Annotated in this window: 21 protein-coding genes; 4 read left to right on the forward strand and 17 right to left on the reverse strand. The window is 58.6% G+C overall.

Features of this window, described 5'->3' with window-relative positions:
• Window positions 1–70 precede the first annotated feature (70 nt).
• Genes EP165_RS00100 through EP165_RS00115 form a run of 4 tightly spaced genes read right to left on the reverse strand, consistent with a single transcriptional unit; the run spans window position 71 to window position 3,831 of the window.
• Window positions 71–847 (reverse strand): GNAT family N-acetyltransferase, encoded by a 777-nt coding sequence (locus EP165_RS00100; RefSeq protein WP_127519533.1) that lies wholly within the window; start codon window positions 845–847, stop codon window positions 71–73.
• Window positions 837–1,826 carry a glycosyltransferase family 2 protein gene (locus tag EP165_RS00105; protein WP_127519534.1) on the reverse strand — a complete coding sequence of 330 codons (990 nt, stop codon included), beginning with the start codon at window positions 1,824–1,826 and terminating at the stop codon, window positions 837–839. The genes EP165_RS00100 and EP165_RS00105 overlap by 11 nt, the downstream gene beginning before the upstream one ends.
• The gene (locus EP165_RS00110) at window positions 1,823–3,046 is read right to left on the reverse strand and encodes a lipid-A-disaccharide synthase-related protein (protein WP_164742904.1); all 1,224 of its coding nucleotides are present in this window, start codon (window positions 3,044–3,046) and stop codon (window positions 1,823–1,825) included. Before EP165_RS00110 ends, EP165_RS00105 begins: the two co-directional genes overlap by 4 nt.
• The gene (locus tag EP165_RS00115; RefSeq protein WP_127519536.1) at window positions 3,043–3,831 is read right to left on the reverse strand and encodes a DUF2334 domain-containing protein; all 789 of its coding nucleotides are present in this window, start codon (window positions 3,829–3,831) and stop codon (window positions 3,043–3,045) included. Before EP165_RS00115 ends, EP165_RS00110 begins: the two co-directional genes overlap by 4 nt.
• Before the next feature lie 308 nt (window positions 3,832–4,139).
• On the opposite strand from EP165_RS00115, the gene lptC reads away from it, so the two are divergent.
• The 4 genes from lptC (at window position 4,140) to EP165_RS00135 (ending at window position 9,735) form a co-directional block, all read left to right on the forward strand.
• Window positions 4,140–4,820: an LPS export ABC transporter periplasmic protein LptC gene (gene lptC / locus EP165_RS00120; protein ID WP_164742905.1), complete on the forward strand. Its 681-nt coding sequence runs from the start codon at window positions 4,140–4,142 to the stop codon at window positions 4,818–4,820.
• Between the two features lie 178 nt (window positions 4,821–4,998).
• Window positions 4,999–6,114, forward strand: coding sequence for a DegT/DnrJ/EryC1/StrS family aminotransferase (locus EP165_RS00125; protein WP_348629547.1), 1,116 nt, complete (start codon window positions 4,999–5,001; stop codon window positions 6,112–6,114).
• A 186-nt stretch (window positions 6,115–6,300) separates the two neighbouring features.
• Window positions 6,301–7,647 (forward strand): DUF2793 domain-containing protein, encoded by a 1,347-nt coding sequence (locus EP165_RS00130; RefSeq protein ID WP_164742906.1) that lies wholly within the window; start codon window positions 6,301–6,303, stop codon window positions 7,645–7,647.
• Between the two features lie 186 nt (window positions 7,648–7,833).
• On the forward strand, window positions 7,834–9,735 hold the full coding sequence (locus EP165_RS00135; RefSeq protein WP_127519539.1) for a polysaccharide biosynthesis protein: 1,902 nt from the start codon (window positions 7,834–7,836) through the stop codon (window positions 9,733–9,735).
• Here the strand turns inward: EP165_RS00135 and EP165_RS00140 are convergent, their stop codons facing one another.
• The 13 genes from EP165_RS00140 to EP165_RS00200 all read right to left on the reverse strand — a co-directional run bounded on the left by EP165_RS00140 (window position 9,736) and on the right by EP165_RS00200 (window position 23,251).
• Entirely contained in the window at window positions 9,736–10,893 is a 1,158-nt protein-coding gene (locus tag EP165_RS00140) for an acyltransferase family protein (protein WP_127519540.1), read from the reverse strand.
• A gap of 123 nt (window positions 10,894–11,016) precedes the next feature.
• On the reverse strand, window positions 11,017–12,243 hold the full coding sequence (locus EP165_RS00145; protein WP_127519541.1) for an O-antigen ligase family protein: 1,227 nt from the start codon (window positions 12,241–12,243) through the stop codon (window positions 11,017–11,019).
• Window positions 12,240–12,929 carry a glycosyltransferase family 25 protein gene (locus tag EP165_RS00150; protein ID WP_127519542.1) on the reverse strand — a complete coding sequence of 230 codons (690 nt, stop codon included), beginning with the start codon at window positions 12,927–12,929 and terminating at the stop codon, window positions 12,240–12,242. Before EP165_RS00150 ends, EP165_RS00145 begins: the two co-directional genes overlap by 4 nt.
• Before the next feature lie 18 nt (window positions 12,930–12,947).
• The gene (locus EP165_RS00155; protein ID WP_164742909.1) at window positions 12,948–13,775 is read right to left on the reverse strand and encodes an aldolase/citrate lyase family protein; all 828 of its coding nucleotides are present in this window, start codon (window positions 13,773–13,775) and stop codon (window positions 12,948–12,950) included.
• Between the two features lie 7 nt (window positions 13,776–13,782).
• Window positions 13,783–15,039: an alanine racemase gene (locus EP165_RS00160; protein WP_127519544.1), complete on the reverse strand. Its 1,257-nt coding sequence runs from the start codon at window positions 15,037–15,039 to the stop codon at window positions 13,783–13,785.
• The gene (locus EP165_RS00165; RefSeq protein ID WP_127519545.1) at window positions 15,036–15,620 is read right to left on the reverse strand and encodes a sugar transferase; all 585 of its coding nucleotides are present in this window, start codon (window positions 15,618–15,620) and stop codon (window positions 15,036–15,038) included. The genes EP165_RS00160 and EP165_RS00165 overlap by 4 nt, the downstream gene beginning before the upstream one ends.
• 8 nt (window positions 15,621–15,628) lie before the next feature.
• A complete protein-coding gene (gene ilvE, locus EP165_RS00170) occupies window positions 15,629–16,534 on the reverse strand; it encodes a branched-chain-amino-acid transaminase (RefSeq protein ID WP_127519546.1) in 906 nt (301 codons plus the stop codon).
• Window positions 16,509–17,747, reverse strand: coding sequence for a hypothetical protein (locus EP165_RS00175; RefSeq protein ID WP_127519547.1), 1,239 nt, complete (start codon window positions 17,745–17,747; stop codon window positions 16,509–16,511). The genes ilvE and EP165_RS00175 overlap by 26 nt, the downstream gene beginning before the upstream one ends.
• Complete coding sequence (locus tag EP165_RS00180; protein ID WP_127519548.1) at window positions 17,737–18,450, reverse strand: class I SAM-dependent methyltransferase; 714 nt, start codon at window positions 18,448–18,450, stop codon at window positions 17,737–17,739. The genes EP165_RS00175 and EP165_RS00180 overlap by 11 nt, the downstream gene beginning before the upstream one ends.
• A 40-nt stretch (window positions 18,451–18,490) precedes the next feature.
• On the reverse strand, window positions 18,491–19,696 hold the full coding sequence (locus EP165_RS00185; protein ID WP_127519549.1) for a glycosyltransferase family 4 protein: 1,206 nt from the start codon (window positions 19,694–19,696) through the stop codon (window positions 18,491–18,493).
• Between the two features lie 11 nt (window positions 19,697–19,707).
• Window positions 19,708–20,847 carry a glycosyltransferase gene (locus EP165_RS00190; RefSeq protein ID WP_127519550.1) on the reverse strand — a complete coding sequence of 380 codons (1,140 nt, stop codon included), beginning with the start codon at window positions 20,845–20,847 and terminating at the stop codon, window positions 19,708–19,710.
• 3 nt (window positions 20,848–20,850) lie between these two features.
• The gene (locus EP165_RS00195; protein ID WP_127519551.1) at window positions 20,851–22,062 is read right to left on the reverse strand and encodes an N-acetyl sugar amidotransferase; all 1,212 of its coding nucleotides are present in this window, start codon (window positions 22,060–22,062) and stop codon (window positions 20,851–20,853) included.
• Window positions 22,063–22,078: 16 nt separating this feature from the next.
• Entirely contained in the window at window positions 22,079–23,251 is a 1,173-nt protein-coding gene (locus EP165_RS00200) for a glycosyltransferase (protein ID WP_127519552.1), read from the reverse strand.
• Between the last annotated feature and the right edge of the window lie 3 nt (window positions 23,252–23,254).

Here is a 23,254-nt window from a genome sequence, read left to right on the forward strand (position 1 = left end):
TCCGCGACGCCCTGCATGGCGAGTGTACAACCGGGTGTGCGGCGCGCCGGTCCTATCGAGCGTTACGCGCTCACAACCGGTACGTCTCACCTGTCCAAGTCATCCACTGGCGGAAATCATCGACTTTGGCACCCCATGCCCGATTGACCATCGGTTTGTCCACCCCGAGCACATATTGCTGAAAGGTCGATGGCTTTTCTGCAAAGAGTTCGAGCTCGTCGTGGCGGCCGCTGAAATCGAGAAAACCCTGGACCATCTTGCGCCATGGGCCACCCTCGGCAAACTCCTCGATCTGGCCGTGAAGTCCGCTTACGCCCTGGCGATCGATCTGGTCGGCAAAATGCAGCGCCAGCTTCGAATAATAGCCTTTGCGGAATCCCTTGCGCAGTATGTTGCAGTGATAGTGTGCGGGAAAGCGCTCAAGCGGGATCTCCGGAACTTCACGCCAGCCACGCGCAACCAGCCAGTAGAGCATGCGCCGTGTCGAGGCCTTGCGGTACTGAAACGTCCCCAGCCGCCAGAACGCGCGCGCCAGCGCCGGCGGCACAATTCTGCGCGACATCACCTTGATGAACCGTCGTGTATCCTTGCAGCCGAGCAGGTAGCCGACGACCTCACCCTCCTCTTCCACGATGAGACACGATTCAGGCTCGTAGTCTGTGTAGTAGCGAGTCCAGTAGTCGGCAAAAACCTCGCCGTCCTCGAACACAGCGTCCGACCCGCGATTGCGGTAGGCTGTCGTTCGGCAGATGTGGCGAACCGCTTCGCGGTCTTCGGCCCGATAGGGTCTGATGATGCCGTCGGCGTGGCGTTCACGCCGTTTGGATTTGTTGGTGTCAGCGGGCATATTTGCGGCCACCCCATTCGATCTCGGCGTTTCGCGTCAGGCGCCACATCACCGCAACGCCAATCGCAATCGCAAGCGGTTCATATAGAGGCGCGAGCGGCAAAAGTCCCGGCTTGCGGACGCGGATCAATGCCCAGCCGACGAAAAGTGCGCCCAGCCCGTATCGCAGCCAGAACAGCCAGGCGAACACGCCGCCAAAGACCAGCGCGCAAACGGCCAGAACCACAAGCAGCGTCATTCGGATGCCGAGCCAAACGGCAAGCGCGGACGCACCACCGGCACTGACCCGCTTTGCGCGCTCAACCAGGACCCGCCAGCTTTCGCATGCCGCGACTTCGACCGTGCCGCCGGAGACATAGACGAGCCGCGCCCCCGCTGCCTGAATCGCACGACCAAAGGCAAGGTCTTCGGTCAGCGTCATGCCGATCCTGTCGAAACCGCCGATCTTGTCGAACCATTCGCGCCGGAACGCGAAATTGCCGAAAAGCACGCCACCCTGGAAACCCAAAGCAACCAGCATCTGATTGGTTGCCAGATAGTCGGAGACATCGACTGTCTGCCACGCACCGAGCATCCCGTGCCGGGCCTTGAACGAAACGGGCCCCGCTGTGGCGTCGGCGCGGCCCGACAGGATTGGACCCGCCAGTGCCCTCACCCAATCTTCAGCGACAACACCGTCTGCATCGGTCGTCAGCACGATTTCGCCGCGCGCGGCACCGAAACCGGCGGCCAGTGCATCCTGTCGCGTCGTCAAACCGCTTGATGAAGCCTGGTCTATGCGGATTGTGCGCAGGCTAGGCAATGCCGTCGCGCGTGCTGCATCCAAAGTTCCGTCCGTGCTGCGATCGTCGACAAGAACGATTTCCAGTTCGCTGCCGGCGATGCCGGCCTGTTTGGATACGGAGTTCAGCGTCGCGCCAATCGTACCCGCAGCGTTGTGAGCGGTGATCACCACCGAGTAGGTCGGTGCGCCGGTCATTGCGCGGCCACTTTCACTGCTTCTCGATCGAGCCCGGCAAGCACGCTCTGTGCAATCGCGCGGCTTGCACCCGGCTCCCCCATGCGCTCGCGCCCGGCTGCGGCCATGAGGGCGCACCGCCCAGGATCGGCAAGCAGATTGGCGGCGGCCGCGGCGATACGGTCGGCTTCGCGCGGCACGTTAAGCGCCGCATCGCCGAAATAGACGCTCTTCATCTTCACATAATTGTCGCCCTGGACGCCTGCAGAAGGCACGGTAATCAGCGGGATGCCCAGGCCGATGGCCTGCTCATTCGCCGTGCCCGCCATGCCGATCACGAGCGACGACGCATGCAGCACATCGGCAAATGCGTCCTTGGCGACGATCACCTCGACGCCGTGCAGATCACCAAGCCGCAACACAACGCCAGAACCTTGCGCACCCGCGGCGACCGAGATCACGCTCCAATCGCCGAAACGGCTGTCGGCATTGATCTTGGCCGCAATTTCTGCTGCATCCAGGCCCGAGCGCGCGGCGAACACAAAACGTACGCGCTCTGGGCGACCGAAGTGCGCATGCGCGCGGCCCGCCGCCTCGATCAGGTCGAGCATATTGCCATCCGCATCGGCGCGGGTGCCGGCAAGCATGCCGATCACGACGTCATCGGCGCCAATTCCGAGGTCCGTGCCGGACGGCTCCAAGCCATCCATCATCGGATTGCCGAGGTAGAGCGTCCTGATACCGCTCGCTTCCAGCTCCTCAACGGTCTTGCGGTCGCGCGGGAATGTAAGCGTGCAGTATTTGCGCAAGAGGTGCTTGTCGGCCGCAGCGTAGGCGCGGCCGGGATTGTAATAATAGGATTTGGCGCAGCCGATGAACATGAACGGTGAACGGGCGGCGACTGCGGCAACGATCGGGATGATGTCACCGACGGCCAGCACCATGCGATAACGGCCTCGTAGAGCACGGGCGGCCGTGTACTGCCGCCAATGCGTCTGCACCCAGCCGGCAAGAAGATCGTCGATCATCAGCTTGGGGCTGATCGTCGCGAAACCGGCACTCGGCAGCAAATTGCGGGCGCCGACTATCTGTTCGCCCCGTGACTGGTAGACGGTCCCCTCACCCACCATCGGCCAGACTTCGACGCCAAGCGAAGGGCGCAGCGCCCGAAGTTCGTCGAGCACCTTCACAGCGATCGTGTCCTCGCCGTGCCCGTTGGAGAATATGCCCAGATCGATCATTGAGCGGCGACCGATCGAGGCTGCCCGGCAAAATCCCCTTCGCTCAGCTGTGCCATCGCCTCGTCGAGGCTGAGCGGCGTCCATCCCTCGTCGGTCAGGCGGCGCATCACCCGCTTCACCTGCCGCCAGGCCGGCGCATCCGTGACATCGCTTGGGTGAAGGGTGATCCTGAACGGACGTCCTGCCCTGAACAGCCGGTTGATCGTGAATTCGCGCAGATGCCGCGCAATTGCAGAACGAATGCGGCGTTCGCCCTCATCGAAGCAGAGCGCCGGCATACCGACCGAGGCTCCGGAGAAGAGCTGCAGCGAATTGCGCAGCATGTAGCCCTCGAACCCTGCCGAGCGCAGCGCCCCGGCTGCAGCAGCGCTCTGATGCCAGCGCGGCGCACAGAACCAGCGCGGCTTGCTGCCGAAATTGTCGGCGAAGCCCTTCACACCCGCGGCAATGCGTTCCGCCGCTTCATCCGCATTCAGCTTGCCGAATTCGGAGCGGTTGTCGTGGCCGTACAGCAGCCAGTTCCAGAACTCGGGGCCCAGCGAATGGGTGTACCCGTGCAGTACCTTTTCGCCCGGAAGCGCGGCAACGCGGCTCACGAACTCAGGAGAGGCCACAAGCGGGAACCGGTTTTGCCAGTCCGGCACCACAAGCAGCGCCAACTTGTCGCGCGCGGCCGCCGGCCAGACGTCCAGCATGGCGTCGAGCTCACGCTCCATACCCGGAAAAATGTCATGCACCTCAGGTACATAGAAGCGCGTCGCGCTATCGTTACCGGCGTTTGCCATTCGGTCCTGGCTTGTCGTTTCCCGGCCGGAAGATGTGACTTTATCGCTTCCGGTTCAACGGCTGCGGCTCGCATCCGGCTTCGCCTGCGTTCTGTGTGATGGTGCCTGGTTTGTCAAACGTTGCGGCGGCCCCTGGGTCATACGATGCAATGCCGCGACCGCGGATAAATCTCGTGGTAAGTATCGCCAATTCAAACTTGCGGGCCTAGATGTGCGACAGTGGCCGGTGCTGGTTGCCGTTGCCACCGCATATTGGCCACGATGCGATGACGTAAGGAGCGCAAGATTTTCGACTGGTCGAAACGATGATGACGGACGCTACATTTGACGCGGCAGCAGCACCTGCGCAGCGGGTGACAGCGCAGGTCTATGCCAGCGAGCAGCGCCGATCGCGCCGCATCAGGCTGCTTCGCCGCCTGTTGCCCGCGCTGGCGCTCGTCATGGTCGCGGCGCTTGGCGCGCGCTCTGTCTTCAATCAGGTCGTCAGCGCCTCCATCGATCTCGACGGCATCACCATCGAAAACGCCAAGGTCGTTATCGCCAATCCACGCATGAGCGGTTTTACCGAAACAAATCGCCCCTATGAACTTCAGGCGCAGCGCGCGATCCAGAGCCTTCTGGACAACAACCAGACCGACCTCGAAAAAATCACTGCCAAACTGCCGCTGGGCACCGCGGCGTGGGCCAATGTGGAGACCGCCGGCGGTACCCTGCTCAAGGGTTCCAGCAAGCTTGTACTCACCAATCCGGTGAATATCGAAACCACTGACGGCATGACCGCGCGGCTCGAAAAGGGCGAACTCGACCTCGGCTCCGGCACGGTCGCCGGCCGCGAAGGGGTCCAGATGACGACCAAGGATGCCCGCGTCATCGCCGACACGGTCGACGTCACCGGCGGAGGCGCAGTCATCGTATTCGAGCGCAACGTGAAGATGACGATCCAGCCCGAAAGCGTGCAGCCGGCCTCCGGCACGACGCCGGGGAAATAGCGAAACTTCCGCCTGGGAAATCCCGCCGCCGCATCGCACAAGCGCTGTTACGGCCTCGTTACAATCCGTGCATATGGCCGCGCTTGCCGCTTAGCTGCCTGGCGTGATAGCTGCCTGTGGCAGCCGCGCTCAGCACTACTGCCGTCTCAGACAATTTCCCGGAAAGGCTCCGCCAAGCATGACCATGCCCTTTATCGACCTTGCGGCGCAGCAGGCGCGCATTCGCAACCAGCTCGACAGCGCGATCGGCCGGGTATTGGAACACGGGCGCTACATCATGGGGCCCGAGGTTAAAGAGTTCGAGGAAAAGCTCGCCGCATTCTGCGGCGCCAAACACGCGCTCGGCTGCGCAAACGGCACCGATGCGCTTTCGCTGGCGCTGATGGCGCTCGGCGTGAAGGCGGGCGACGCGGTGTTCGTACCGTCCTTTACCTTTGCGGCGACCGCGGAAGTGGTGCCGTTTCTCGGAGCGACGCCAGTCTTTGTCGACGTGTTGCCAGACACGTTCAACATGGATGTCGAAAGCCTGAAGCGCGCAATCGCCTTCGCGAAAGCCGAAGGCCTGACGCCGCGCTGCGTCATTCCGGTCGACCTGTTCGGGCTTTCAGCCGACTATGACGCGATTATTCCGGTCGCGCGCGAGAACGGGCTGTTTGTCATCGACGACGCAGCGCAGGGTTTCGGCGCCAGCTATCACGGCCGCACCGTCGGCGCGCTTGCCGATATCACCACGACCTCGTTTTTTCCCGCGAAGCCGCTCGGTTGTTATGGCGACGGCGGCGCACTGACGACTGACAATGATGAATATGCGGCACTGATATCGTCGCTGCGCAATCACGGTCAGGGCGCGGATCGCTACGACCAGCAGCGTATCGGCATGAACAGCCGCCTCGACACGCTGCAGGCAGCGATCCTTATCGAGAAGCTGGCCGTGTTTGCCGACGAGATCGAAGAACGCCAGCGCGTGGCCGAGCGCTACTCGCAAGGGCTCAAGGGCCGCTACGGCGTGCCAACCGTGCCCGAAGGCCTGCGCAGCACCTGGGCGCAATATACGATCACCACCAAATCCGCCGCCGAGCGCGACGAGGTGATTGCAAAAACCAAAGATGCGGGCATTCCGACTGCGATCTACTATCCGATCCCGCTTCATGCCCAGGTAGCGTTTCGCGATTTTCCGCGCGACCCCAATGGCCTGCCGGTCAGCGACGGGTTCGCGGCCCGGGTAATCAGCCTGCCCATGCACCCCTATCTTGGCGCGCAAGTGCAAGACAAGATCATCGAGGCTATCCTCTAGGTCGCACGGCTGTGGGACAGATTTTCTGTCCCGCAACATTTATTTCCACCTGCAAGCAGTTCGAGCGCCCACGAGAAAGGCGTTTTCGGGCTGGCGCAGCTTCATATTTCATATTCGGCCCTCCGCGCTGTCCCACAGCCTGCGGATGCCGCCATGCTGGGCTCCGCAATTTGCGAAAGGCCCGCCATGGAAAGCACCCCAAATCTTGACCTGCCCTATGTAATGCCGGCGCAGGCACAGCCCAACGTCACGCATAATGAGGCGATCCGCCGGCTGGATGCGGTGGTGCAGGTCGGAGTCACGTCGAGCGGCACAGACACGCCGCCCGGCAGCCCCGTGGATGGCGAACGGCACGTCGTCGGCAGTTCACCAACCGGCGCCTGGGCAAGCCATGCAGGCGAACTTGCGGCCTGGCAGGACGGAACCTGGACCTTTCACGAACCCAAAGCGGGTTGGCTGGCCTGGGCCGCTGACGAAACGATGCCACTTGTTTTCACCGGAAGTGACTGGGAGCGGCTGGACGCGGTGATCGGCGCCGGCGGCAGTGCCGCCTTCTCTGTCGGCAGCCTCGGTATCAACACCTCTGCCGATCCGGGCAATCTGCTTTCGGTTCGCGCTGCCTACGCGCTTTTCACGCATGCGGGCGACAGCCACCGGATATCGATCAACAAGGCGGGTTCGGGGGATACCGCCAGCCTCATCTTCAAGAGCAATTGGACAGGGCATGCGGAAATCGGCCTGGCGGGCGACACCGATCTCAGCATGAAAGTGAGCCCGGATGGCGGAAGCTTTGTCGAAGCATTGAAAATCGACAGCACCAGCGGCATCGTCTCGATGCCGCAATCAGGCTTCCTGACCGACCATGCGATGAACCTTCTGCAGGACAGCGGGCGCATGGCGGGCAACGGCGTCGTATCCGCAACGATTGGTGCGTTTTCGTTTCCCGCCTATCTGTCTTTGCTCAACGGGGCAACACCTTCGAGCCTCGCCAAATACATCAACGACAACACCGACTATGGCGGCGCGGCGGGTAGCCTCAATCCGGATGTGAAGGGGTTGATCGACAAAATCCGCGACGTCGGCAGCCGGCGGTACGGAGCAGAGTTCTGGGTGGCGCAGATCACGGCCGGTGCTGGCACGGCCGGATCCGTCAGCCATTCAGGCCACACCTATTATGAAGCGCTTGCGATGGCGCAAGGATTGCGGCCGCCAAGCCTCACCATCCATGTCTATCTGCGCGCGGTGGACGACACGCTGCTCATTCACCGGTCGGACGGCGTGACGATCCACAAGGATGGCAGTTCCGCTGAAGACCACATGCCGGTCACTTCCGGCGAGGGCTGGGTCTCCGTCACGATCCACGACAAACGCGGCCTGCGCGGTTTCGACGGCATGACGCCCAGCCCGGTCGATATCCGCTGCAAAAACAGCGGCGACCGGGTGCTCCTCGCCTGCCCTGCCCTGATCGGCGGACTGTCGAAGATCGACGACGATATCGGGATCGTGCCGGCTTACGGGAGCTGGGCGGGGTAGTAGTCGGGTTTGCGCAATGTTTCCCGCTGCAACAGCTGTCGCCCCGGGTTGCCAGTTGAATCTGGCTCCATGGGTTAGATTCAGGCGGCACCCGAACTGAAAATAGTTGGATTGCAAACTTCAATTTACAGAATCCGCCAAAATTGAGCTTGCAATTCTAACTGTTCGCCGGTTTGTGCAGTTGCCATGAACGGCGGCATTTTGAAGATCAAGGGCGCGTTGACTGCCCTCCCGCGCCGGCAAAAGCAGTTGATCGTGCTTTTTGCCGATCTCTGTTTGGCGCTGTTTGCGACCTGGCTTGCTTTTTCGCTTCGCCTGGAGGTGAGGCACATACCGACGGGACATCAGTGGACGGCCTACGGGCTATCGGGCGTCCTGTTTATCCCGTTCTTCATTCGGTTTGGTCTGTATCGCGCAATCTTTCGGTATTCTGGAGCATCCAGCTTGGGCGCTACTGCTACAGCGGCCTTGCTATATGGCGGACTGTTTTTTTCGATATTGCTGTTGGCTAGATTTCCAGCCGTGCCCCGATCGGTTGGTATTCTGCAGCCAATTCTTTTTTTCAGTCTCGTGTTCGGCGGTCGGATCGCCGCAGCGCAAATGCTAATGAGACCTGCCGGAACCGGAAATACGAGAAAGATTCTCATTTATGGAGCAGGCGAGGCAGGAGCACAGGCCAGCCAGGCCCTGTCGGGCACACATGAATACAAGATTTGTGGATTTCTCGACGACGACAAGGCCAAGCATGGCCGGCGACTGAATGGCTTCGAGATTTATTCACCTGCGGACGCTGCCGCAGTTATTCGACGTTTCGATATAACGGACATTCTCATTGCGGTTCCCAGCGCAAGCGTGGAGAGGCGAAGGCAAATTGTCGATGCGCTAGTCGACCTCAAGGTGCGAGTGCGAGCAATACCGGGGATCCTGGATATCGCACGTGGCGAAGCACAATTCGCCGACCTTCAAGAACTGCAGATTATCGACCTGCTCGAACGCGCGCCCATCACCGAGTCAATTGATCCGGCTTTGCTCAGGGGAAAATGCTGTCTTGTAACTGGTGCAGGCGGGTCGATTGGCAGCGAGCTTAGTCGTCAGATCCATGCGTGTAGTCCATCACGGATCGTTCTCTTCGACCACAACGAATTCGGCCTCTACACAATCGACCAAGAACTTCGGACTCTGGCCGAGAAACATGCGATCGAAACCGCGATCAGTCCTTGCCTTGGTTCTGTTCGCGACACCAACCGCCTAAATTCAGTGTTTTCGGAGTACGAGCCACAAATCGTATTTCACGCCGCTGCCTACAAGCATGTTCCGCTTATCGAGGGAAATAGCATTGAGGCAGCAACGAACAACGTTATTGGAACGCTTAACGTTGCGCGCGCGGCACAAAATTCACGCGCCGAGCGGATGACACTGATCTCAACCGATAAGGCCGTGAGGCCGACAAACATTATGGGAGCAAGTAAACGACTTGCCGAGCAGGTCGTCCAAGCACTGGCGGCGCAGAACGACAACGAAGTCCTGTTTTCTATGGTGAGGTTCGGAAACGTCCTGGGAAGCAGCGGATCCGTCGTCCCGCTTTTCCGCCGGCAGATAACCTCGGGCGGCCCGATTACGGTGACCGACCCGGAGGTCACCAGGTATTTCATGACGATCCCAGAAGCCGTTGGGCTGGTCTTGCAGGCGTCGGCGATGGCTCAGGGCGGCGAGGTATTCGTTCTCGATATGGGTGAGCCTGTGAAGATCATCGATCTTGCCCGAAAGATGCTCCGTCTCTCCGGCAAACTCGAAAAGACGCCTGCCAATCCCGATGGTGACATTGAAATCGTGCCCATCGGATTACGGCCGGGAGAAAAGCTCTATGAGGAGTTGCTCATCGGTGACAACCCGCAGCCAACCAGCAGCTCACACATCATGATGGCCCGCGAAGGCTTCTTGTCGTGGGACAAGCTGGAGCGTGAACTCGAGGAACTGCGTGCCGCGGTGGAAGCCGAAGACAATAGACGCCTGCATGCGGTGTTCGAGCGCACCGTCATCGGCTTTGAGCGCGACGCAAGCCAACGGCTCGTCGTGGAACCGACCTAACTACCCTGCCGGCTTAAGCGCAGTCGAGGTGACGCCGGCCTCGTATCGATGCCGGTGCCCTAGCCGCTGGAACCTTTTCTCGACGGTCTCGAACAGAGCTACACAGAAGGCGACGGTCACAGCTAGAGACCCAACCACCAAAGCGACATCGTACCACCCAAGGACTAGCTCACGCCTGCCTGCAACAACGAAAAATAGGCTCAAGAAGAGCGGATGGAAGAGATAAAGCGAGTATGAGTATCTCCCCGCGAGAGAAAGGGGGAACGAACTAAGGAAAGACAACTTGTGGGCATTCAGGACGACTGCCGCAATGACGAGCGCATACACAACCGATAACCAAGCATGGCCCCACAGGTACATATGCCAAGCAAGCTCGTGCCTGATTAGCGCGATTTGAAACGGCACACAAAGAACACTCACTGTTGCCGCAGCTAGCAGCGCGACTCGCTTTTTCACTGCGATTTTCCAAACAAAAGCGCACCTGTAGCCCAACGCCAATAGCCCCCCTACGCACAGGCCGTCGAGCCTAAACGGCGTCAGCACATAAGGAGCCAACTCGTACTGAGGATAGGTCAGATGAAACCCAACCCGTGCTGCCCATGATCCAAGTCCAATAATGACCAAAAGATGTGCGATGCGTTCACGAGGACAAACCCAAACAAGAGCTGGAAAAACGAGGTAGAAATGCTCCTCGATATTTACCGACCAGGTAATTGAAAAGCCCCGTGCGATGCCATTGTCAGCCCATGACATGGCAGCATTCCACAGCATGGAAGCTTGTGCCATCAGGTTTAGGGGAAAGCCGTCGTTGTTGAACGCCTCTGAACTGCCCAGCAAAAGAAAGCAAAGCCAATAGAGAGCAATGAGCACCATGTACGGCGGCAGGATGCGGCAAGCGCGCCGGACATAGAAGACCGAAAACAGGTTTTTAGATCGGCGCCTATCTATCAGAATTCCGACGATAAGGAAGCCGGAAAGAACAAAGAACAGATCCACTCCTGTCCGTCCGAAGATAGTCGTCGCATAAACCATCTCGGACCATCCCTGGCGGTTTACCATTGACCCAGTGAGGTGCCACGCGATTACCATGATGGCTGCGATGCCTCTCAGCCCATCCAGAGCTGGAATTCGAGTCTCAGAGGGTTGTGAAGGGACCATCTCAGCTACCTAATACAAAGATTTTCCTACGACCCACAGGCCATTTGGCATCGGGAAATTGCTGCTGCGCATTAACTTGGAACCACCGCGCACAAGCGACCAAGGGGATATTGCCGGCATTCTTCAGCGCGCTATCCTTGCGAAGGAAAGCCGTGGCGAAACGTTATCAGTGCTAAAGAAATAAGCTGTGAGAAACCACCAACTGTAACTCGTGGGGGCATAGTTTAATGCGATATCGAAATTGAGGAAGACGAACCCCGCCGAAAGCCAAAGTATGCCTGCTCGCTTGTCCGTATCCATAGCGGCATGGTGAATCGCCCAGAGCGCAGTCCCAAACAATGCAAACATGAACAATAGCCCTGCAAAGCCGAAGGCAGCCGCGTGGACGATAAACTCGTTGTGCAGGGTGGAATAGACCGGGAAATTCTCTGCTCCTTCCCGCCGGAATTGCGCACTGGCCTGGGCATGCTCCAAAAGCCCCCAACCGGTCAGCGGACGCTCAACAAATGCTGCAATGCCGCTCAACCAATATTCGATACGCACACCCATGCTCGTTAGCTGCGGAGCTTCGAAGGCTGCCCAGGTTTCCTGTATTGCAACCTCAAAGCGCCAGAGCACATGGGTAGTGCTTTCCGGCAGCAGCAATGCCGCGAGGACTGGTACCGCCAGCAACACGGCAACCAAACCGCCCGATGCGACCCAGTTGCGTCGGCTTTGCCATGGCGCGGCCGCAGCTGCGACGATCAAAGTCACAGTAAATGCTAGTATGGAGGCGCGGTTGGCAAACAGGATTAGCCCAATCATCGCTGCGAATAGTCCAACAAGCGCTCCCAGCTGGTGCCAGCCGCGTTGAGGTACCCATGCCAGTAATATTGCGGCGGACACCAGCAGATTGAACGCGCCCGAAACCGTCCCGTAGCCGAGCGGAGCCGGGTCGTTGTTGGCGAAGACGAGGTGCTGGACGAGCAGATATCCCGAGTAGAGGGCTGCAGCAAGCAAAGCGGAAACGAGAAGCGCCCGACTTCCGAAGCCAATCCACCCAAGAGATACCACCGTAGGATAAAGAAGCAGTACTCCCGCATAACTCAACAGTACATGCAGCCCGCTTTGAGCAGCTCCGCCGGCAAGCATGTTGAGACCAGCCAGCAAGAGCACCATGATTCCAAGCGCTAGAAACGGCCCTGGAGCCGGGCGGGGACCTCGGTTCAGCGCTATCAAAACGAGCCCCAAAACCGCCAGAACGCCGAAACATAGCGGGCCTCCGGCAGACCACAGCGTTGCTGGCAAGAGACCATATGCTGCTGTTCCGATGACGAACGTGGCCAGACCGGATAGGGTCTCCGTTCTCATCGCTGCTGCCGCCACGCGGCGAATGAATGCTTGCGGGATTGCTCGATATGCGAGGCTTCGACATGACCGTTCGACCGCCGCACCTGTCGAGGAAGGCAAGCTAGCGCACCCAACTTGCGCAAATCCAGCGGCCAGTCGGCAGTCATGCTCACAGGGGTTGTCGCTTCAAGCAACGTCTCCGCCCCCCGCCGCGAAAGCGAATAGCCTGTTGCGTAGTTGGCCTTGAAGCCAACCGGAAGTGCAATTCCGCCGCCCGGCAGGCGATGCCATCGGCCGAACCAGGGTATGATCTGCCCGTGATCGAGCAGCATCAGATCGCCGCGCCGAAATGCCCGATTATCCAGAAATGATCGCAATCTCGAAGTAGGATGCGCATCATCTTCGAGGATGACCGCTCCCTCCACACTGGAGGAGAGTATGTGTTCATACGCCGACCGGTGTGAAAGTGCGCAGGCCAGCTCCGCGTCGGTCATTTCGCGGCCCTTCAGCCTTTCGCGCGCCGCCGAACGATCGACAAGTACCTCGAAGTGCTCTGCAAGCCCTGACCTGCCGTCGATTGCATCGAGAAACGAGAACGGAATCCCAAGAGCGTCAAGGCGGGCCTTGATCCTTGTCCTGCGATCGCTGTCGTCTTTCAACGAGATGACCAAGACAGGCCAATTTCGAGGCTCGGTAACGTGCTGCATGTAAATGCGATATACCTCTCAGTCGCAGGAATTTCCAGCCGCTGCGCGCAGCGTCGCTATCTGGGTGACACGATCCCTAAAGGTGGCCTGATCGCTTTCGACTTGCGATATCGTCCGTTTTTCAAGTTTTACCAGATGACGTCGCAAATCACCGACGGCTCGGGTCCAGGCCGAGACACGATCTTCGGGGGTCGTCGCAGAAAGAGTGCGGAAGTCTCGCGAGAGGATCACTCGCTGAGACCCCAGCCGGCAATGTTCAGCCAACACCAGATCTGCGGGCAGCACTCCCTGCCCCAGGCGGGCGACGCCTCCAATGCCAAAGCGAATACCGGCGGCGTTGCACAGACCCGCAGCATGGTCCATCAGGCCTCCGGACATCACCTCGAACATAAAGTCTAATCCGAGTGCCAAATGCAGATCGTTTAGGCCAAAATGTATGGAGTCTACGCCTGCAACCTTCAGTATTTCAGGCAGCCGGGCCAGTGCAGCCCCGGTTTCCAGAAGTGCGACGGTTGCGGCACGCCCGTCGACCAGCTCAACAAAGCGGGCGAGCTCATCAGCGTTGGTAAACATCGGCAGCATGAGGAGATCGGCACCTCTCGCCACCACCTCCTCAATCTCAGATTGGCTACCTTCATGTAGTGGATTAATCCGTACGACGAGTTCGCCCTCTCCCAGCGCCGCGCGCAGGGCTGACACGTCCTCAATCCTGTGACGCGAAATCACCGTGTCCAGGTGTCCCTGGCGAGTTTCTTTTCCCAGAATTTCTAAGTCGACCATCACCAGATCGACACCCGCATCGCGGACTAGTGCCGCCTCCGCCGGATCATTAGTGATGTAGATCAATCTCATCTCAGAACCGGAAGTTATGGAAGACGTCCTCCATGCTCTGGCGATCCCGCAACACTCTTACCTCTCCGCCGACCCGCATGAGGATAGGGTTGGCGGGCAAGATAAACGGGGGACGCATGACTACCGAATAGGAACCGACATTGCCGTAGCAGAGGAAATCTCCGTTGCGAAGCGCAGCCATAACGCCTTCGCTAAGGATGTCTTTTTCTATGCAGGTGTAGCCCGCGACATCCCATGACGAAAGCGCGGAAACCTCAGGGTTCTGATGCAGCGCCCGGACAGGGAGGGCGCGCGTTCTGGCCATGGGGCTTATATCGAACATGGAACCGGCAACGGTCGCGAAGTGCTTCCCTCTGATGCTCTTGGTTGAGACCACACGCGTGACGAAATGAAAACAATCGGCCACGATTGCTGTGCCGGGTTCCAGAAACAGGGTGGGCGGTTGTGGCCCATCCGCGAATGCGGATATCAAGATAGGACCGACCAGCTCGGCATAGTCCGTGAAGCTCGCCGGCGGTACAGCAAACTTGTCACGGAGACTTTCAGGCATAGTGCTAAAATAGCCACCCCCGATATTGAGAATCTCAGGCGGCGCCTCGGTGAATACATCTTTCACCAACCTTGCCATCTGCTCGGCGCGGCGCCCGAAGCTATCCAGATCGCGGTCAGGAAAATGGCAGTGCAACCCCGCCAGACGAACCCCATCCAAAGCTCCGATCCGGTGAATCATTTGCCGAAACTCAGGCGACCCGACATCGACCCCGAAACGCGAAATCTCGCCAGGCGATAGTTCGAAATTACAACGGATTACCGCACGAATATCGCCTCCGTCTGCAGTTGCGGCCGTCTCCTCCAGAAGCTCCAAATCGCGCGCACTGTCGAGATTCAGAATGGCTCCGCTTCGCGCAGCATCGGCAAATGCCGCAGGCGCCTTTACAGGGCCATTGAAAACGATACGGTCTCCAGGGATCTCAAGCCGTTTGGCAAGCGCATATTCCATCTCCGAGACGACTTCGGCGTAACCACCAAGTTGGTGAACAATCCGACAGAGGTGCGGGGTGTAGTTGGTTTTATAGGAATAGCCTATCGCGACCCGCGGATAGGTTGAAAGGAAAGCGTCCCTCAGCGCGAGGAAGTTTCCCCGAAATCGGCTCTCATCAAACAGAAAGAAAGACGGCCCGTACTCGTCCGCAATCGCTGCAGCTTCAGCCCAGGTCAGATCGTCTGGCACGGATGTCACCTGTTCGTAGTCGCTCATATCTGGTCCCGGCGTTTCTCAATCACATTGGCCGCACTCAGAACCACCCAAAGGGTCCGCAGCAGTATCCAGACATCGATCAGGATGCCCCATTTTTTCCAAAGCGCTACATAACGATTGTCGTGGACAATCTTCTGATCCCAGTCGAGATCATTGCGACCGGTCACCTGTGCCAGGCCAGTTATTCCGGGTTTGACCTGGAAGCGTATCTTCATTGCCTCTGTATACTCTTCGATGGGCCCAAGCTCGTAGCTGACTGGCGGGCGCGGCCCCACCAGCGACATGGTTCCCTGAAGCACATTAAAAAGTTGGGGAAGCTCGTCGAGGCTGGTCATGCGAAGAAATTTGCCCACGCGCGTAACGCGCGGATCATCGTCGTAGCTAAAGAGCCCGGTTCCCATGGTCTCGGCTTTGTCAACCATCGAACGAAACTTCAGCATTGAAAAGAGCCTCAGTTCGCGTCCGACCCGCTTCTGCGCGAAAAAGACTGGCCCCGGGCTGTCTAGGCGAATTAGCAGCGCGATCAGCAGGAAAAGAGGACTGAACAGTATTAGCGCAATCAGGCCGCCAACCAGATCCATCAACCGTTTCAGCACGCCGTGGCCCAGTCAACGAACCGCGGATCACGGCCATCGGCGGCAGTGTAGTAGAGTTCCAACATGCGGCGCGACAGCGGGCCCATTCGGCCACTGCCGACAATAAGTCCGTCGATTGTCGTCAGCGGTGTAATCTCAGCCGCGCTGCCGCAGAGAAAAATCTCGTCGGCAAGCAGCAGTTCAGTGCGGTCGATACTGCGTACATCTGCCGTTATGCCTTCAGCCGCAGCGAGCTTCAGGAGACTGTCGCGCGTTATGCTTTCCAGGATTGAGTCACTGATCGTCGGCGTCACCAGCATGCCGTCGCGAACCAAAAAGAGACAAGCTCCCGCCCCCTCGGCCACCCGCCCGTGCTGGTCCAGAAAGATCGGCAAATCGCAGCCCTTGCGTTGTGCATCGAGTACGCCATAGCGGCCGTTGATGTAGTTTGCGCCAGTTTTGATCCGGGGAGGCATGGACTGATCACTGATGCGCCGCCAACTGGATACGCAGGCGCTCTTACCACTGTCGTCGTTCACGTCGCGGCGTGGCCGCGAGACCGGGGCGATGAACATATCGACGGGGCCGAGACTGTGCCACGTTCCGGTTCCATCGACGAAGATCGTCACGCGCAGCGCTATGTCATCATTATAGTCATTTGCGGCTATAGCCGCGGCGATGTTGCTGGCAATTTCGGCAGAACAATAGGGACTCTCGATGCCGATCATACGGCAAGACTGGAATAGCCGCTTCAGATGTTCATTCAGACGGAAGATGCGTAGAACGCCATCGCTTCCGCGATAGGCGCGAATGCCTTCGAAGACGTTCAATCCGAATTGTGCTGTCGGGGACAGAACATTTACCCGTGCCTCCTCGGAGGGAACCAAAGAGCCCTTAAACCAGATGATTTGCTGGGCCATCTACATCCTCCGGTGTTGCTAACGAACTCTCGGCCAAGGGCATATCAGGTGGTAGCCATCGCGGAGACCGAGGTGCACGGTTGCGCAGCCAATTTGCAATCCCAGCGGCCAAGTTTCCGGACGTATGATAGGTAATTACCCCGTCGGCAAGCTCACCTTCTGGCAATAGGTCGATATTTTGCATGGCGACGCATTCCACTGCGCCTATCTGACGGAAAGGCGCTCCCGGACGCCGTATCGCGGTTAGGTCCAGAGCCTCTTCCAGCGCACTATTCAGTTCGCGTTTGTTGGCTCGCCGTTCAAATTGCAGCTCAACAAGAAATCGCTTGATGCCGGCTTCTGACTTGTCGACTGGAGGCATCGTATCCACACGCGAAACCCGGCGCAGTGGCCAGCGCCGCCATATGCCAACGTAGCATTGGTGTGTCAGGATGTCCGCTTCCGCAAGTTCGACAACTACGGCCAGCCGTAAGTCGGGCCGCGCCTTTGCGGCAACCCACCCGGTTCCTGCCTGATCGGGGCGAAGCCCCACAGAAGTGGTGGCATGTACGGCAGACACCAAAAGAGTGCGCCTCTCGGAATCAGTGACCCTCCATCGATTTCCGTCGCGATGAATGGCTGTAACTTCCCGCCTCTCGAAATCGGCTCCAGCGCGTATAGCGCGTTCGTAGAGGCGCGTGAGGAAATCTACGTAACCGAAACGAGGTCCACGCATTTTGGGACAGCCGCGTAGATAGCCGATCTGGAAGCGCAGAAGATTGGCGAGCTTAATGCGATTGTTCAGATATTCGTTCCTGGCAGATCTCCGACCAAGGACCGTTTTCAAACCGTGAACAGCGACTCCGGCCGTCATCCGCAACGCCGCGAGTAAGAGGAGCGGGCGGTTGAAGTAGGGCAATAGCCGACCGTTGCGCCCAACCCGCATTGGTTGTTCCCGCAAGGTCTCGAAAGGAACCCCAGCCGCGGCTTCCAAGCATTCATAAACACCTGGAAAGGCCTCGATCACATGGCAAGCGATTTCGGTAGCGACATCGGATCGCTTTGAATCGTCCTTTATGATTGCTGTTTGCCAAGCGCCCCCGCGCACCGCATCCCGGTCGACGATCAGAACCCGCCGCCCTTCTACCGCAAGCAGTTGAGCCAACATGAGCATCAGCGGGCTGGTACCTACGACTAGGTCGTCCCACCTCTCCTGGGCGATCTTATCCGGCATCTCCCGGCTCCGTTCGCAATGTCTCAGAGCGCGCGACCAGCCAGGTGTCCGCGTTATACCGCCCCTTGCGCCGCTCCAGAATCTCATAACCGAAATGTGCGAGCCTTTGGGCTTCGGCAGGATCCACGTAAATCAGCAGGTGCGGATGATCGCGAAGCGCATTCAAAACATGGCCAAGCGTTTCGCCCTGAAACGAGTTATAGAGGTAGATGATCGACAAATCGCCGGCTGTGTATTCCCGAATATTTGTCGCGCTGTCTGCGGCTACTTGAACCTCGTTGGGCTGGAAGCCACAGGCTCGGACATTGGCTTTTGCCAAGTCCGCAAGGTCGGAATCATACTCGATTCCAACGGGCGGATGTTGGACCATTCGCGCGTAGTTCAACGCATAAACAAGCAGGGCTTTGCCTTTTCCGCAACCGAGATCTAGGAACTGCGCCTGTCTGAAACGGGCCGAACCAAGAATTTGCTCAGCCAATGCAACACTCTGGCGGGTCACGGTCGTAAAGGAAGCAACGTACAGCAGGCCATCCGCTGCATCAGTGCCAGCCTCAACCAAATCCTGGTCTTGCTTCGGGACGCGAGCGCTTGTGCGCGTACGGTGCCTCAGATCGAACCAGACCGATTCACGGAAATAGATGAAAAAGAACGACAAGCCGCGCCGGCGTAAAATACTCAGTGCATAGAACAGTTTTGCAACCATCTCATATCGTCCTTCGCGGCATCGGCTGCCCGGTTCGTTCTTATTGTGGGAAAAGTCTCGCTGCAATCGAGGCTGCCAGCGCGCCGTACTCCATACTGCCGCAGGCTACCCGGTGACCGATTTCCCCTAAGCGCTGGCGTTGAACGGGGCTCATGTCTGCCAATCGTTCCGCGGCGGCCGCGACGGCTGCACCGTCCCCTGCTGGTACGCTAAGTCCAAAGCCCGCCGCCGCAACGGGATCTCCCCGGCCCGAATAAGCATGCAAAACGGGCAGACCGGCATACATGTAGTCGACCAATTTGTTTGGTGAGATGCCAAAATCATAGAGCGGCGACGCATGCCAGCCCAGATAAGCTGCATCGAAACGTGCGAGAGCCGACTGGACCTGGCGCTTCGGCACAGCATCGACAAACGAAACGGCATCAAGCTTTTCAGATGCAACGCGCTTGATGAGCGCGTTCCGCGCCTGCCCCTGTCCGACAATTCGGATAGCAATGTCAGGCCTATGGCGCAGCCGCGCCGCCGCATCAAGCAGCGTGTCGATGCAATTTGCTGTGCCTATCGTTCCTACATAACCAAGGACGAACTTGTCTCTCGGCAGATCTTGTTCAACGTCTTTTGGCAGGGGATCCGGGTCCGCCAGCTCTGCATCACTAAATCCGTTGGGAACATGCAGAAACTTGGCCGGGTCGAGGCCTCGCGCCCGCATGTGTTCAGAGGCGTTTGAGAGGGGTGAAATGGCTACATCCGCTTGGCGATACGCCTGATCTTCTATCCATTGCATATATCGGATCGCTGGATGCGACGGAGCATACCCGCCAAGCTGGCAAAGTGTCAGTGGCCAGATGTCGCGCACTTCGAAAGCCAGTCGAGCTCGATGGCACTGCGCCAATCGCGCCGCTCCCCGGAACGGTATCAGCGAGGGAGACGAATAGAACACTGCGTCAGGAGCATGTGGCAACATACGGCTTAATTGCCGGAGCCGCACGTTGAACAGGAACCAGTTCAGAATGCGCTTGCGATCATGAGCATGCTCATAGTCCATGACCGGTAAGCGCACGAATGTGTAGCCATCTACGGGCTCCAGCTCCGGCGCCTGGGACGCTTCCCCGCGGTCTATCAGGTAGTGATGCCAGCGCGCCGCGATCAGATAGACGCGAAACCCTAGAGCAGCGAACTCGCGCGCGAGATGGTGCGTCCTGCCTCCAAGACCGTTATTTGGGGTCGAGGCATACTGGTTGATCATCCATATTGTTTTCACGATCGGAGCAGCCCGCCATATATGTCGAGGAGCTTAGATTTTTCAGTCGCCCAGTTCGGCGGCGAGAACGCCTCTAGTGCCGGTCGCTGACCGCGAATGTCGGCGACGTCCCATTCGTGGAGCACGGCCGAGATTACGTCAGCATCAGGTGCAGTCAGTCTGGCTGCCGGATACCCGGCAGCAAACCGTGCTAGTTCCGGTCCGGGACCGAGCAAAAGCGCCAAGCCTGCTGCGGCGTATTCGAAGACTTTGTTCGGCAAACAATACTGATAACTGAGCGATTGGCCGTCTGGGACAAAGACACCAACATCCGCACCGCTCAGGAACGCAACCAATTCTGAACTTGGCACCGCTGGGTGAATATGCACGTTGGGCAGATTTTCTGCGCGCGAACGCAACTCGCTCTCAAGCGGTCCATAGCCCACAAGGACCAAATGCCGGTCTCTCGGCGCTGCAAGGAAAGCATCAATTAACTGGATGAGCCCCCGACCACCGCCGAACGCACCACAATAAGCATAGACGAGATCGCTTTTGGACAAGCCCAGATCTTCGCGCAACGAACGGGCAGTAGAACCCATATGCCCCAGTTCAGGTACGTTGCGCAGCGTCGATACAGCGAGGTTCGGGTATGTTGCGGCATACCAGTCCCGAATAGTGTCGCTCACAGCGAGAGTGTGATCGACTTGGCGGACAAAATGCCCTTCGAGTACACGGGCGGCCCAGCGAACTGGACCTGCCCAACCCTGCCGTTCGCTTTCGAGCTCATGCGCATCATAGATCAATGGCGCGCCAGTTCGGCGCGCAAGCATCGCCGCGCCTGGAAGAGAAGCCAGACTATGAGCGGTGACAAGGCCAATCTCCTGTCCATTGAGCATGTTTTGGAACGCCTGCCACCAACGTGGCAGCGAAAGAGCACGTTTCAAGCGCGGGCTGCCCGGGCGGCTAGGCTCGGGACCGATGCGTCGCACCGTCTGACCAGGTCCAATTTCCTCTATCTCAGGAAGTCCCGAGACGCGGTAGCCGGCGTAGATGATTTGGTCCGCAAAGCCGTGCTCCAATGCTGCGGTACCCGCGCGCCAGGCGCGGCTTTCGTGTGTCCAGTCACAATAATAGAGATGCAGATGGTAGCGAGGCATCACCTATCGCCCGGCCTGTCGGATTGTGCTAAGCTTGGAAAGGGAAAACTCGCCCTTTGCGATGTAACGCGCAATTTGCACCGGCAGCGAAGACTGATTGAACATCCACTGTGCGTTCCGGAATTCAGTGTGCGCCCGGGGGGGCGCCATAATCAAGGCCTCCAGCTCATCTGCGCTGAAACCGAGTTTCTTGGCCACGTATTCGAGCTCTTCGCGCGCCTCATTACCTTCATAGAGCGGCTCGGCGATCTTCCTCAGTGCGTCGTCGCGTGTCATTTCTCCGGCCACGATCAGGCTAGAATAATGCCCGACCCGCTTATCGATACCGAATTTGCGCGGAAGGTAATATTCTTGGAAGAATCGGGTGAATCGATTTTCTCCATGCTTTCGTGGATATGGGCGCCAATCGAATAGCGCCTTCATCTCTTCAACCGCCTCCGTCTTGTTATAATCCAGGTAGTTCAGGATGGGCAGCGTCTTGATACGACGGATGAAGAGATAATTGAAGAACTGCCACGGCATCATATAGGGGTAGCTCTTTAGTGGCACACTGCCAAAGGCACGGTGCACAGCGCGCAGGTTGACACCATCGCGCTTATCATAGGCCCACGCTGCCGGCATGGTGGATTCTGTCGCGACATTGCCACCATGGATAACGGTTCCGATACGCATATCGTAGGCGGTCCGGAACATGATCGTGTTGATTGCATGATCGCTAACGCACTCGAGATCCAGAAGCGAAGCGCGTATATATGCGCGCTGCAGATCCTTGATCTCTCCCCAATCGACCACATGGGTCATCAGGTCGATCCCAAGCCGTTTCACCAAGCGCTCGATATTGCTCACGGCCGTGTCAGTGTTCCATCCGTTATCTAGATGAATGGCAAGCGGTCGAAGTCCTAATTCGACCACGCGCGCGGCGACGAAACTGCTGTCGACTCCGCCTGATAACCCAATCAGGCAATCGTAATCTCGCCCCCGACCTTCGGCTTTGATTCGGGCGACCAAAGCATCCAAACGCTGTCGACCGTCCTCTCCGTGGAAAACCTCATGCTCGAGCCTCCACAGCGACTTGCGCGCGAAATTGCAAACCCCGTCCTCGTCGAAGCTGATCCCTGGCGCGGTGTCATCGAAAATCGTCATCGCGCACATGCGGCGGTTATGCCCTGGGCGCGCAATCCGTGCTGCCTGTTTCGGCCCGTTAATCTGTGACATCCCTCAGGCGCCTCTTTCAGCGATAAATATATGAAAAAAGGGCAGCGTCGGCTTCCCAAGTCGCCCGTTCGGCATAGTGCGCGACCCGCTCCCGCATAGCTTCGATGTTCTCCAGCGATACCGACTCGATAGTCGCGCGCGCATCCTGAAACCTAGTCACCCAGCCGATATCTGCCTCCTCGATAAGCTGAGCCAGATAGCTCAGATTGTCGCTGACCAGAACTGGAAGACCGGCATGGGCGTACTCATAGAACTTGTTGGGCAGCGCATACCGATAGCTAAGCGGTGCCGTCTCATTGATCCAGATACCGATATCCGCGCCGGAAGAATATGACACGATCTGATCGGCTGGTACTGCAGGCTGAAAGTGGATATTTCTCACCGTCGCCGCAAAGGACCGTATCTCCTCCAGAACTGCGTCCGTTCCGTAACCCATCAGAACCAGATGGCAACGGTCCCTGGGAAGATCTGCAAATATGTGCAGCAGTACATCGGTGCTGCGCTCGGGCCCAAGCACCCCCTGGTAGATAAAAACGGTAGCTGCTGACGGAATTGCAAAGCGGTCTCGAAACGCACCACTTTGGATAGGCTTGCGCATGACGGAAGCGGCTTCGGGAAGGTTGCGGATCACATGCACGTTGTCGCCGCCATATACCTGTCGGTACCAGTCGGCGATCGGGGGCGATACGGTGACGACATCACGCGCACGGCCAATCAGCTGTCGCTCGATCCATATCTCCATCCGCTTGCGCAGACCGCCGAGACCCGTGCGCTGAGTTTCTAGCTCGTGTGGCAGATAGACGAGATGCGCGCCCGTAATCCGAGCCGCGATCCATGACAGCGGCAACAGGATCAAATTGTGACAGCTGACATGCGTTGGCTTGAGCCTACGTGCGCGCAGCAAAACAGAAGCCGCGTATTGCAACAAGCTCAGCGACGCGACCACTTGCCAGATGAAGCCTCGCCGGGTCAGAACCGACCAACCGCGGAGGCGACGCACCCAGGTGGGCACGCGCTGCACCTCCAGCCCTGAGGACAAGGTCTCACCCTCAGCCAACCCCTCAGCCCAAAGCCCTACCACAACCACGCGATCAAATATGCTACGCCCGAGTGTATAGCGGGCCTCCTTGAAGAGGCGGGTTTCAGCTTCGATGTTCGAGGCGAAAATATGAAGGTTCAACCGTGTCATCAA

The organism is Mesorhizobium sp. Z1-4 (genome assembly GCF_004000235.1).
Lineage (GTDB): Bacteria > Pseudomonadota > Alphaproteobacteria > Rhizobiales > Rhizobiaceae > RCIO01.